8 protein-coding genes are annotated in these 12,216 nt (G+C 70.1%); 5 read left to right on the top strand and 3 right to left on the bottom strand.

Annotation, left to right across the window (positions count from 1 at the left end; translation table 11 throughout):
- Positions 1 to 3 precede the first annotated feature (3 nt).
- A complete protein-coding gene (locus tag B0W88_RS24385; RefSeq protein WP_077037213.1) occupies positions 4 to 531 on the bottom strand; it encodes a GNAT family N-acetyltransferase in 528 nt (175 codons plus the stop codon).
- 36 nt (positions 532 to 567) lie between these two features.
- On the opposite strand from B0W88_RS24385, the gene B0W88_RS24380 reads away from it, so the two are divergent.
- Positions 568 to 1,050, top strand: a complete 483-nt coding sequence (locus tag B0W88_RS24380; RefSeq protein WP_083749036.1) for an SET domain-containing protein — start codon at positions 568 to 570, stop codon at positions 1,048 to 1,050.
- A 7-nt stretch (positions 1,051 to 1,057) separates the two neighbouring features.
- Here B0W88_RS24380 and B0W88_RS24375 read toward each other — a convergent pair whose 3' ends face one another.
- Entirely contained in the window at positions 1,058 to 1,756 is a 699-nt protein-coding gene (locus B0W88_RS24375; RefSeq protein WP_077037210.1) for a UPF0149 family protein, read from the bottom strand.
- 19 nt (positions 1,757 to 1,775) lie between these two features.
- Positions 1,776 to 4,409, bottom strand: a complete 2,634-nt coding sequence (gene alaS, locus B0W88_RS24370; RefSeq protein ID WP_077037209.1) for an alanine--tRNA ligase — start codon at positions 4,407 to 4,409, stop codon at positions 1,776 to 1,778.
- A gap of 134 nt (positions 4,410 to 4,543) precedes the next feature.
- On the opposite strand from alaS, the gene B0W88_RS24365 reads away from it, so the two are divergent.
- The 4 genes from B0W88_RS24365 to B0W88_RS24350 all read left to right on the top strand — a co-directional run.
- Positions 4,544 to 6,025, top strand: a complete 1,482-nt coding sequence (locus B0W88_RS24365; protein ID WP_077037208.1) for an NAD-dependent succinate-semialdehyde dehydrogenase — start codon at positions 4,544 to 4,546, stop codon at positions 6,023 to 6,025.
- 120 nt (positions 6,026 to 6,145) lie between these two features.
- Complete coding sequence (locus B0W88_RS24360) at positions 6,146 to 10,144, top strand: response regulator (RefSeq protein WP_083749034.1); 3,999 nt, start codon at positions 6,146 to 6,148, stop codon at positions 10,142 to 10,144.
- A 5-nt stretch (positions 10,145 to 10,149) separates the two neighbouring features.
- Entirely contained in the window at positions 10,150 to 11,124 is a 975-nt protein-coding gene (locus B0W88_RS24355) for a diguanylate cyclase (protein ID WP_083749033.1), read from the top strand.
- Between the two features lie 31 nt (positions 11,125 to 11,155).
- Positions 11,156 to 12,216, top strand: a 1,061-nt coding sequence (locus B0W88_RS24350) for a caspase family protein (protein ID WP_144006935.1), incomplete at its 3' end; no start/stop codon positions are given.

The raw sequence follows: 12,216 nt of genomic DNA, 5'->3' as shown, positions 1-12,216 counted from the left end.
CTTCTAGGGCATCGACCAGCGCGGCGGCTGCGGGTGCAGCCGGGCCATCGTCAGGCAGTCCTCGTAGCGGCCATCGCGCAGCGCATAGCCGCGCAGCCGGCCCTCCCGCTCGAAGCCGCATCGCTCGTAGAGCCGGATCGCCCGTTCGTTGTCGGCATAGACCGTCAGCTCGATGCGCAAGACCTGGCCCCAGCGGTCGGCATAGTCGATCAGCGCCTCCATCAGCGCGCGCCCGATGCCCTGGCCCTGGGCATGCGGCGAGACCGAGATGCCCAGCGTCATCGCATGCCGGCGCCGCAGCGCCGGGCCGACCGGATGCAGGCCGGCGCAGCCCACCAGCTCGTCGTCCCGTTCCGCCACCAGCATCAGGTGCGTGCTGCCGGCCGCGTTGTTGTCCTGGATGCGCTGGCGCCAGAGCTCCTCGCTCGGATGCGGCAGCTGGAGGACATTGCCGAAGACGGCTTCATCGCTCATGTGAAGGGCGAGGGCGGCAGCATCGGTGGCAAGGGCGCGGCGCAGGGTCAGGGTCATGGCGTGCATCGGTGCTTGGTCGACAATCGCACCATCATGCCTCGTCTGACTTCACTGCCGGCTCCCGTCCTTCCCGATGATCCCGCACCCCTTCGCGCCAAGGGCGAGGTGCGGCCCGCCGAGCGCTTTGCGTTGCGCGTGGGACCCAGCCGCATCGACGGGCTGGGCGTGTTCGCCGCGGAGGCGATCCCGCAGCGGCGCAAGATCGGCGAGCTGCGCGGCGAGGCGATCTCGGTGCGCGAGGCGCGCCGCCGCGCCAAGGGGCGCGAGCGCATCCACATCGTCGAGGTATCCGAGACCCGCGCGGTCGATGCCACCGACTCGACCGACGCGCTGCGCAACATCAACCACGGCTGCGCGCCGAATGCGCGGCTGCAGATCAGCCAGGGCCGGGTGGAGTTCTATGCGCTGCGCGACATCGAGGCCGGCGAGGAGCTGACCTGCGACTACGGAGAGAGCCACCACGAGGGGCGGCTCACCTGCCGCTGCGGCGCACTCAATTGCACCGGGCGGCTCTGATTTCCGATCAGTGCGTCGGCGTACCGGTTGACGCGGGCTGCATCCAGAACAACCGCAGATCCTGCACGGAGAACAGCGCGTCGTCGATCAGCACGTTCTGGTCGACCGTCTCGTCCTCTTCGTAGGACTCGGCGATGTAGGCATCGCGCTGCTCGCCCGGCAGCATGGCCACGGCGGCCAGCGCCATCAGCATCGCGTCGAGCATCTGGCCCTGGGGGCTGTCCTCGGCGTTGGCGTACCAGGCGTCCTCGTGGTCGTGGACGGCGCGCATGAAGCCTTCCACCCACATCACGCCCGGGGGCGGTAGCGTCTCGAGCTGGTCGGCGGTGAGCACGCCCTGCGAGAGCAGCTCGGCCTTGGTGGCTTCGTCGAACTCGGTGATCAGCGGGGACAGGCGCATCTGCTCCTGGTCGGCCATCAGCCCGGCGGGGTCGAGCGCCTCGGCGATCTCGTTCCAGCGCTGGTGCAGCACGTCCATGAAGGCCTCGGTCGCGTCCTGGGCGTCCAGCACGGCCGGCCAGTCCTCGCCGAAGAGGGCGTCCATCGCACGCAGCGGCGAGACGACCACAGGGCCGCAGACCAGGGCGGTCATGTAGCCGTCCAGCGTGTCGATGGGCACCGGGGCCTCGTCCTCCTCGGCGGCCGCGGCGAGGATCTGCAGCAGGCCGGCGAGGCGCTCGGCGTTGGCGTGGTCGATGTCGGTCATGTCGTCGTTTCCGTTCACTTCACAGGCGTTCAGCGACCCAGCCCTGCACGCTGGCCAGCGCGGCCGGCAGGCCCTTGGCGTCGGTGCCGCCGGCCATGGCCAGGTCCGGCTTGCCGCCGCCCTTGCCGCCCACCTGCTGGGCGACGAAGTTCACCAGTTCGCCGGCCTTGACCTTGCCAACGCTGTCGGCGGTGACGCCGGCGGCCAGCTGGACCTTGTCGCCGTCGACGGCGGCCAGCACGATGGCGGCGCTCTTCAGCTTGTCCTTGAGCTTGTCCATGGTCTCGCGCAGGGTCTTGGCGTCGGCGCCGGCCAGCGTGGCGGCCAGCACCTTCAGGCCCTTGACGTCCACCGCCTGGGCCAGCAGCTCGTCGCCTTGGGCGGAAGCCAGCTTGCTCTTCGCGGCGGCCAGTTCCTTCTCCAGCGCCTTGACCTGGTCCAGCACCGCATGGACGCGCGATTCCAGCTCGGTCGGCGCGGCCTTCAGCGCGCCGGCCAGGCCGTGCACGGTGTTCTCCAGCGACTGCAGATAGGCCAGCGCGTTCTCGCCCGTGACGGCCTCGACGCGGCGGATGCCGGCGGCCACGCCGCCTTCGCCGACGATCTTGAACAGGCCGATGTCGCCGGTGGCCTTGACGTGCGTGCCGCCGCAGAGTTCCTTCGAGGAGCCGATCGAGAGCACGCGCACCGTGTCTCCGTACTTCTCGCCGAACAGCATCATCGCGCCGCTCTTCTGGGCGTCGTCCAGCGCCATCACCTCGGCCTTGGCGCCGGCGTTGGCCAGCACCTCGGCGTTGACGATGGCCTCGACCTTGGCGATCTGCTCGGCCGTCATCGGCGCGTTGTGCGCGAAGTCGAAGCGGGTGCGCTCGGCGTTGACCAGCGAGCCCTTCTGCTGCACGTGGGCGCCCAGCACCTCGCGCAGCGCCTTGTGCATCAGGTGGGTGGCGCTGTGGTTGCGCACGGTCTTCGCGCGGGCCTCGGTGTTGACCTTGGCGGCGAACACGTCACCGGCCTTGATCGAGCCTTCCAGCACGCGGCCATGGTGGCCGAACACATCGGCCTGGATCTTCAGCGTGTCTTCCACGGCGAAGCGGCTGGTGTTGTTGCGCAGCTCGCCGCTGTCGCCGACCTGGCCGCCGCTCTCGGCGTAGAAGGGCGTGTGGTCCAGCACGACGACCGCGTCGTCGCCGGCCTTCGCCTCGGCCACCAGCGCGCCGTCCACGTAGACGGCGGTGACGGTCGTGCCTTCGCGGGCCAGCTCGTCGTAGCCGTGGAAGGTCGTCGGCGTGCCCTTGTATTCGAGGCCCGCGGCCATCTTGAACTTGCCGGCCGCGCGGGCCTGCTCGCGCTGGCGGTTCATCGCGGCGTCGAAGCCGGCCTGGTCGACGGTCACGCCGCGCTCGCGGCAGACGTCGGCGGTCAGGTCGACCGGGAAGCCGTAGGTGTCGTGCAGCTTGAAGGCGGTCTCGCCGTCGATGACCTTGTCGCCCTTGGCCAAGGCCGCTTCCAGGATCTCCATGCCGTTGGCGATGGTCTGGAAGAAGCGCTCTTCCTCCTGCTTCAACACCTCGGTGATGCGGGCCTCGTCGCGGCGCAGCTCGGGGTAGGCGTCGCCCATCGTGGCGGCCAGCGCGGCGACGAGCTGGTTGAAGAAGGGCTTGCGTGCGCCGAGCTTGTAGCCGTGGCGGATGGCGCGGCGGGCGATGCGGCGCAGCACGTAGCCGCGGCCCTCGTTGCCCGGGATGATGCCGTCGGCGACGGTGAAGGAGCAGGCGCGGATGTGGTCGGCGATCACCTTCAGCGAGGGCGACTCGCGATCGCAGTCGTTGCCCGCTGGCGCGGCGCCATCCACGGCCTTCTTGGCCGCATCGATCAGCGTGACGAAGGTGTCGATCTCGTAGTTCGAGTGCACATGCTGCAGCACGGCGGCCAGGCGCTCCAGGCCCATGCCGGTGTCCACCGAGGGCTTGGGCAGCTTGTGCATCACGCCGTCTTCGGTGCGGTTGAACTGCATGAAGACGTTGTTCCAGATCTCGATGTAGCGGTCGCCGTCTTCATCGGGGCTTCCCGGCGGGCCGCCGGCCACGTCGGGGCCGTGGTCGTAGAAGATCTCGGTGCAGGGGCCGCAGGGGCCGGTGTCGCCCATCATCCAGAAGTTGTCGGACATGTAGCGGCCGCCCTTGTTGTCGCCGATGCGCACGATGCGCTCGGCGGGCACGCCGACCGTCTTGTTCCAGATCTCGTAGGCCTCGTCGTCTTCCGCGTAGACGGTCACCCACAGCTTGTCGGCCGGCAGCTGGAAGTGCTTGGTCAGCAGCTCCCAGGCGTACTGGATGGCGTCGTGCTTGAAGTAGTCGCCGAACGAGAAGTTGCCCAGCATCTCGAAGAAGGTGTGATGGCGGGCGGTGTAGCCGACGTTGTCCAGGTCGTTGTGCTTGCCGCCGGCGCGGATGCACTTCTGGCTCGTGGTGGCGCGGCTGTAGGGGCGCTTGTCGAAGCCCAGGAACACGTCCTTGAACTGGTTCATGCCGGCATTGGTGAACAGCAGCGTCGGATCGTCGCCGGGCACGACCGGGCTCGAGGCGACGATCGTGTGGCCCTTCGATTCAAAGAACTTCAGGAAGGTCTGGCGAATCTCTGCTGCTTTCATGCCCTGGGTCTCGCTGTAAATGCTTGATTTTTCCGAACTTTTGATTATAGGGTGACCAGTTGTTTGCCAATGGGCACGGCCCTTGCTGGCAGCGGTTAGAGTCGCTGCCGATTTCTTCTTCCGAAAGACCCGACATGGACATGACGCCCCTGCAAGCCCTCAACGACGCCAGCCTCCTGAAGTCCCAGGCGCTGGTGAACGGCGAATGGATCAGCGGCAAGTCCACCTTCGCGGTGCATGACCCCGCCACCGGCGCGCTGCTGGCCGAGGTGGCCAACCTCGGCGAGGCCGAGACCGATGCCGCGCTGGCCGCCGCCAACAACGCCTGGGGCCCCTGGCGCGCCAAGCCGGCCAAGGAACGCGCCGCCATCATGCTGCGCTGGCAGCAACTGCTGATCAGGCATGCCGATGACCTGGCCCGCATCATGACCGCCGAGCAGGGCAAGCCGCTGGCCGAGTCCAAGGGCGAGGTGGTCTACGGCGCCAGCTTCATCGACTGGTTCGCCGAAGAGGGCAAGCGCGTCTACGGCGAGACGATCCCGACCACCGATCCCACCAAGCGCTACCTGGTCATCAAGCAGCCGGTGGGCGTCTGCGCGGCGATCACGCCCTGGAACTTCCCCATCGCGATGATCACCCGCAAGGTGGCCCCGGCGCTGGCCGCCGGCTGCACGGTGGTGATCAAGCCGGCCGAGGCCACGCCGCTGTCCGCGCTGGCCGTGGCCGAACTGGCCCAGCGCGCGGGCATGCCCTCGGGCGTGCTGAACGTGCTGACCGCCGACGCGCAGGGCTCGGTCGAGATCGGCAAGAAGCTCTGCGCCAGCGACATCGTGCGCCACCTGTCCTTCACCGGCTCCACCGAGGTCGGCCGCATCCTGATGCAGCAGTGCGCGCCGACGGTCAAGAAGCTCTCGCTGGAACTCGGGGGCAACGCGCCCTTCATCGTCTTCGACGATGCCGACCTCGACAGCGCCGCCGAAGGCGCGCTGGTCAGCAAGTACCGCAATGCCGGCCAGACCTGCGTGTGCGCCAACCGCATCTATGTGCAGGCCGGCGTCTACGACGCCTTCCTCGAGAAGCTCGCCGCCAAGGTCGCGGTGCTGAAGGTCGGCAACGGTTTCGATGCGGGAGTGACCATCGGCCCGCTGATCGAGTCGGCGGCGATCGACAAGGTCGAGTCCCATGTGGCCGATGCACTGGCGCTGGGTGCGCGCCTGGTCGCGGGCGGCAAGCGGGCCGAGGACCTGGGCCCGCAGTTCTACGAGCCGACCATCCTGGCCGATGCCTCCCAGCAGATGCTCTGCGCCCGCGAGGAGACCTTCGGCCCGGTGGCGCCGGTCTTCAAGTTCCAGACCGAGGCCGATGCGATCGCGCTGGCCAACAGCACCGAGTTCGGCCTGGCCAGCTACTTCTACAGCCGCGACATCGGCCGCATCTTCCGCGTCGGCGAGGCGCTGGAGTACGGCATGGTGGGCGTCAACACCGGCCTGATCTCCACCGCCGAGGTGCCCTTCGGCGGCGTCAAGCAGTCGGGCATGGGCCGCGAGGGCGCGCGCCAGGGCATCGAGGACTATGTGGAGCTGAAGTACCTCTGCCTGGGCGACATCCAGCGCTGAGCGGGGCTACGATTTTCCCGGGCTGCCAAGCCCCTGCTTGAAGCCCGAAACAGCCGCCGGACAGCGGCGTCGCCACCGTGCTTGCCTACTAGACTGGCCGTCCCAGCAGTAAGGGGTGGTATGCGGTTCGCTTGGCAGGGCGGTATGGGCACGGTGCGCTTCTCGCGGACCGGCATTGCCCTGGGGTTGGGCCTGCTGGCGCTGCTGGCCGCCCTGCTGGCCCTGACCGATTTCCGCGGGCATGAATTCCGGTCGGTCCTGCTCGCCACGATGCTGTGCCTCGGCTTGCTGGCCGTTGCCGTGCTCCTGCTGCGCAGCGAGGAACGCGCCAGCGCGCTGCTGCAGGCAGGCCGGCGCCTGAACAGCATCTTCGAGGCCGTGGGCGTGGGCACCTGGGAGTGGAACGCCGCCAGCGGCGAGACGCACTATGGCGCAGGCTGGGCCAGGATGGTCGGCTATTCCCTGGAGGAGTTGCCACCCGACGGCGTGGCCTTCTGGCGTGCGCTGCTGCACCCCGATGACCGCGCGCTCAACGACACCGAACTGCAGCGCCACCTGGACGGCGAGACGACGATGTTCGAGGTCGAGATCCGCGTGCGGCACCGGCTCGGGCACTGGATCTGGGTGCGCTCCTGCGGCCGGCTCAGCACGCAGGAGCCCGGCGGCGGGCCCGGCTGGGTGATCGGCGCGGACCTCGACATCACCGAGCGCCGCCGCATGGAGCGTGACCTGGTCCAGAGCGAGGCCATGCTCGAACGGGCCGGCGCCATCGCCGGCGTCGGCGGCTGGCAACTGGACCTGCAGAGCGGCCAGCTCTCATGGTCGCCCCAGGCTGCCCGCATCCACGGCCGCGAGCCGGGCCACCGGCCGCAGTTCGAGGAATCGCTGGCCGACTATGTGGCCGAAGACCGTCCCGTCATCACCGATGCCCTGGCGCGCATCGTCAACGAGGGCAGCAAGCAGGAGGTCGAGGTGCGCCTGCGCACGCCACATGGTGGCCGGCGATGGGTCCACATCGTCGGCGAGCCCGCCCCAGGCCATGTTCCGGGCACGCCGGTGCGGCACCTGATCGGCTGCATCCGGGACATCACCGAACGCCGCGCCCTCGAGGAGGCCGAACAGCGCAGCCATCGCCTGCTGCACCAGGTCGTCGACCAGTTGCCGCTGATGCTGATGGCCTATGACGCCGACCAGCGGCTGATCATCCATAACGCGATGTTCCAGCGGCAGTACGAGTTGCCCGAGTCGCTGTTCGCACAGGGGCCTCCGCGGCTGGACGACGTGCTGAACCACCTGACCAGCCGCGGCTCGCTGGCCGGGCGCCCGGCCGCCGCCGCGGCGTTCCGGCAGCGCATGAGCGGCTTTGCCAGCGGACGGCGCGCGGGGGAGGTCGAGTACCGGCGCAGCAACGGCACCATCATCCAGGTCTACGCCACGCCGCTGCCCGACGGCGGCGCGATCTACCTGGGCCTGGACGTCACCGCCCGGCGCCGCAGCGAGTACCTGCTGCGCAACGCGATGGATGCGATCGACGAGGCCTTCGTGCTCTTCGATCCCGACGACCGGCTGGTGCTGTGCAACGACAGATACCGCAGCCTCTTCCCAGGCCAGGAGGCGGCCCTGCAGCCGGGCACGCCCTTCATCGAGGTGATGCGGGCCAAGATCGCCGCCGATCCCTCGCACGAGGCCCATGGTCACGAGGCTCAATGGCTGGCCCAGCGCCAGGCCCTGCACGCGGCCGGCGACACCAAGCAGGTCCAGCGCGCGCCGGGCGAACGCTGGGTGCGCGTGATCGAGAAGAAGCTGCCGGACGGCCACATCGCCGGCTTCCGCATCGACATCACCGACCTGATGCACGCCCGCCAGGAGGCCGAGCGTGCCTCGCTGGCCAAGAGCCAGTTCCTCGCCAACATGAGCCACGAGATCCGCACGCCGATGAACGCGGTGCTCGGCATGCTCAGGCTGCTGCAGCGCACGGCCCTGTCCGAGCGCCAGCGCGACTACGTCGTCAAGACCGAGAGCGCCGCCCGCTCGCTGCTGGGGCTGCTCAACGACATCCTCGATTTCTCCAAGGTCGAGGCCGGCAAGCTGAGCCTGGACCCGCAGCCGATGCGCATCGACGCGCTGCTGCGCGACCTGTCGGTGATCCTGGCCGCCAATGTCGGGCAGCGCGACATCGAGGTGCTGTTCGACGTGGATCCGCGGCTGCCGCGCGGCGTCGTGGCGGATGCCCTGCGCCTGCAGCAGGTGCTGATCAACCTGGCCGGCAACGCGATCAAGTTCACGGAGGCCGGCGAGGTCGTGGTGCAGCTGAAGCTGGTGGAGCTGAGCGCCTACGCGGTGACACTGGACTTCGCCGTCAAGGACACCGGCATCGGCATCGCGCCCGAACACCAGCAGCAGATCTTCAGCGGCTTCGCGCAGGCCGAGGCCTCCACCGTGCGCCGCTACGGCGGCACCGGGCTGGGCCTGGCGATCAGCCGGCGCCTGGTGCGGCTGATGGGCTCCGAGCTGAAGCTGGAGAGCCAGCCCGGCCGCGGCAGCCGCTTCTATTTCCGCCTGCGCCTGGCGCTGCCGGACCAGCAGCCCGCCACCCAGGACCGGCCCCAGGGCATGCCGCTGCGGGTGCTGGTCGTGGACGACAACCCGGTGGCCCGCGAACTGCTCTCGGCCATGTGCCAGTCGCTGGGCTGGGTGGCCGACACGGCGGACTCCGGCGCGGTGGCGCTGGAGCTGTGCAGCAGCGCCATCGCGGCCGGCAACGACTACCAGATCGCCATCGTCGACTGGTCCATGCCCGAGATGGACGGCTGGACCACCTGCCGCGCGATCCGCGCGCTCAGCTTCGGCCGTCAGTCGCCTGTGCTGGTGATGGTCTCCGCCCACGGCCGCGACGTGCTGTCGCAGCGCAGCCAGCGCGAGCAGGAACTGCTGGACGCCTTCCTCGTCAAGCCGGTCACCGCCTCGATGCTGCTGGACGCGGTGGCCGATGCCCGCGCGGCCGGCCCGCAGACGCATTTCGACCTGATGCACGAGGCCCTGTCCGGCGTCGACGCCGAGCACGAGCGCAGCCTGCCCGCGCCAGGCGCCGGCAGCGAGCCGCAGCGCCTCCCGCGCCTGGCCGGGCTGCGCCTGCTGCTGGTCGAGGACAACCCCAACAACCAGCAGGTGGCCCGCGAACTGCTGGAGGACGAAGGCGCGCTGGTGCAGGTGGCGGGCGACGGCCAGCAGGCGCTGCACCTGCTCGGGCGCAGCAGTGGCGCAGGCGGCGGGGCGCCCGCGCTCGATGCGGTGCTGATGGACCTGCAGATGCCGGTGATGGACGGCTATACCGCCACGCGCCAGATCCGCAGCGGGCTCGGCCTGGCGCTGCCGGTCATCGCCATGACCGCCAATGCCCGTGCCAGCGACCGGCAGGCCTGCATCGAGGCCGGCATGAACGAGCACGTCGGCAAGCCCTTCGACATCGACCACTTGGTCGGCGTGCTGCGCCAGCTCTGCGGCCTCGGCCCGGCCGAGGCCGACGCCGCACCGGGCCACCGGCGCCCGGCGTGGCCGCTGTCCGCCCACCTGCTGGCCCTGGCCGATGCCGCAGGCATCGCGCTGGCAGAAGCGCTCGCGCGGCTGTCGGGCAAGCGGGAGCTCTTCGTCGCCACCGTCGCGGCGCTGGTCGATGCCGCCAGCGCGCTGACCGATCCGCCACAGGCGATGGCGCTGCACGCGATGCGCGGCCTCGCGGGCACCCTGGGCTGCAACGAACTGGCCGGGCTCGCCGCCCAGGGCCAGCGCGCGCTGGAGTCCGGCGCCCCGCTGCCGGCGGCCTGGCGGCAGCGCTTCGAGGCCACGCTGGGCCGCCAGCTGATCGCGCTGGGCGAACTGGCCGCGGCGCTGCCGATGGACGAGCGCCGCAGTGCGGCACCCGCCAAGCTCGGCGCCGACCTTTCGCTGCTGGCCGAGCTGCTGGAAGGCAGCGACATGGCGGCGCTCGACCTGTTCGCGCGCCTGCGCGAGGGCTTGCAGCAGCAGGCGCCGCAGCTTGAACGGCGGCTCGCCGAGACCCTGGCCTCGCTTGATTTCGAGTCGGCCGCCCGGCAGTGCCGCGAACTGCTGACGGAGTAGATCTCATGAGCGCCAACGACGCCCACTGGCCGGTCGTGGCCCCGACGCCCCAGGGCCTGCTGCCCCTGCTGGGCCGCCGGCCGCGCCTGCTGCTGGTGGACGACCAGCCGGTCAACATCCAGGCCCTGCACCAGGTCTTCGCCGCCGACTGCCAGGTGCTGATGGCCACCAGCGGCGCGCAGGCGCTGGCGCTGTGCCGCGAGCGCCAGCCCGACCTGCTGCTGCTCGATGTGCAGATGCCCGGCATGGACGGCTTCGAGCTGTGCGCGCGGCTGAAGGCCGATGCCGCGCTGAGCCACATCGCGGTGATCTTCGTCACCTCCATCGACGCACCCGAGCAGGAGACCCGCGCGCTCGAGGCCGGCGCGGCCGACTTCATCAGCAAGCCCTTCAACCCGGCGGTCGTGCACGCCCGCGTGCGCGCGCAGCTGACCATCAAGCTGCAGGCCGACCTGCTGCGCGAGATGGCCTTCGTCGACGGGCTCACCGGCGTGCACAACCGCCGCCACTTCGATGCCCGGCTGCTGGCCGAGGAGCAGCGGGCGCGCCGCGGCCGCAGTGGCCTGGCCGTGCTGCTGGCCGACGTCGACTACTTCAAGCGCTACAACGACAGCTACGGCCACCTTGCCGGCGACGACTGCCTGCGCCGCGTGGCCCGCGCGATGAAGTCCTGCCTGCACCGGCCTACCGATGTGATCGCGCGTTATGGCGGCGAGGAGTTCGGCTGCCTGCTGCCCGAGACCGACCTCGCCGGCGCGCTGGCGGTGGCCGGCAAGATGGAGCAGGCGGTGCGCGGCCTGGCCATGGTGCACGAGCAATCCGAGGTCGCGCCGGTCATCACCATCAGCCTCGGCGTCGCGGTGCTCGAAAGCGGCCTGCGCGGCGAGCCGGGCGCGTTGGTCCGCCTGGCCGACGAGCAGCTCTACGCCGCCAAGGCGGCGGGACGCGGGCGCGTCTGCGCGCGGGCGCTCGAGGGCTGATGCGTCTTTGTCTTTAGTAGAGTGCGGGGCCATGAGCCTCACCCGACGCACCGTGATCCAGGGCCTGGCCGCGCTCCCGCTGGCCAAGGCCGCGGCGAGCGACGACGGGTCACGGATCGCCCTGGTCATCGGCAATGCCGCCTACGGCTTCGCGCCGCTGGCCAACCCGGCCAATGACGCTCAGGACATGGCCGAGCTGCTGGGCCGGGCCGGCTTCGCCGTCGAGCATCGCGTCGACCTGGGGCGCCAGCAGTTCGCCGGCGCGATCGGCGCGTTCCGGCAGCGGCTGCAGCAGCCCAAGGTCAAGGAAGTGTTCTTCTACTACGCGGGCCATGGTGCGCAGCTCGACTGGCGCAACTACCTGGTGCCGGTGGATGCCCGCATCACCTCGGCCCGGCAGCTGATGGCCGACTGCATCGACCTCAACGCCCTGGTGGAGCAGTTCGCACGGAGCCCCGGCAAGACCTATGTGGTGATCCTCGATGCCTGCCGCGACAACCCTTTCGGCGACGGCTTCCACGTCCAGAACAAGGGCCTGTCAGAGTTCGACGCACCGGGCAACAGCCTGATCGCCTACGCCACCTCGCCGGGGCGCGCCGCCGCCGATGGCAAGGGCCGCAACGGCCTGTACACCGGCCACCTGCTGCGCGAGCTGGCGATCCGCAACGTCCAGATCGAGGACGCCTTGAAACGGGTCCGCCTGAACGTGAGGCTCAGTTCCGCCGGGCGCCAGATTCCCTGGGAGTCCACCTCGCTGGAGGAGCGCTTCCTGGTCTTTCCCGACAGCCTGCCCAAGCCCGGCGAGGCAGAGCTGGCCCGGCAGCTGGAAGTCGAGATCGAGGCCTGGGGGCGGACCCGGTCGTCGCAGGACGCGGCGGTCTGGGCCGAGTTCCTGCGGCAGTTCCCGAGCGGCTATTTCTCCGAGATCGCGCAGGCCCGGCTGGACCGCCTGCTGAGGCAGGCACGCGATGAAGTCCTGTTGGCTGCCGCGTCGCCGGCGCCGGCCCGTCCGCCCGAACCAGCGCCCGAACCAGCGCCTGAACCGGCGCCGGTGCTCCACCAGGCGCTGCCGGAGCCGGTCCAGTTGCCGGC

Origin of the sequence: Pelomonas sp. KK5 (genome assembly GCF_001984095.1) — a bacterium.
Taxonomy (GTDB): Bacteria; Pseudomonadota; Gammaproteobacteria; order Burkholderiales; family Burkholderiaceae_C; genus KK5.
Note: the sequence above shows the minus strand (reverse complement) of the source record. Positions and strands in the feature narration are given on the sequence as shown.

Bases quoted from the DNA above. Each gene is read 5' to 3' on its own strand.
- B0W88_RS24385 (WP_077037213.1), bottom strand. From the start codon at position 531: ATGACCCTGACCCTGCGCCGCGCCCTTGCCACCGATGCTGCCGCCCTC.
- B0W88_RS24360 (WP_083749034.1), top strand. From the start codon at position 6,146: ATGCGGTTCGCTTGGCAGGGCGGTATGGGCACGGTGCGCTTCTCGCGG.
- B0W88_RS24380 (WP_083749036.1), top strand. From the start codon at position 568: ATGCCTCGTCTGACTTCACTGCCGGCTCCCGTCCTTCCCGATGATCCC.
- B0W88_RS24355 (WP_083749033.1), top strand. From the start codon at position 10,150: ATGAGCGCCAACGACGCCCACTGGCCGGTCGTGGCCCCGACGCCCCAG.
- alaS (WP_077037209.1), bottom strand. From the start codon at position 4,409: ATGAAAGCAGCAGAGATTCGCCAGACCTTCCTGAAGTTCTTTGAATCG.
- B0W88_RS24375 (WP_077037210.1), bottom strand. From the start codon at position 1,756: ATGACCGACATCGACCACGCCAACGCCGAGCGCCTCGCCGGCCTGCTG.
- B0W88_RS24365 (WP_077037208.1), top strand. From the start codon at position 4,544: ATGGACATGACGCCCCTGCAAGCCCTCAACGACGCCAGCCTCCTGAAG.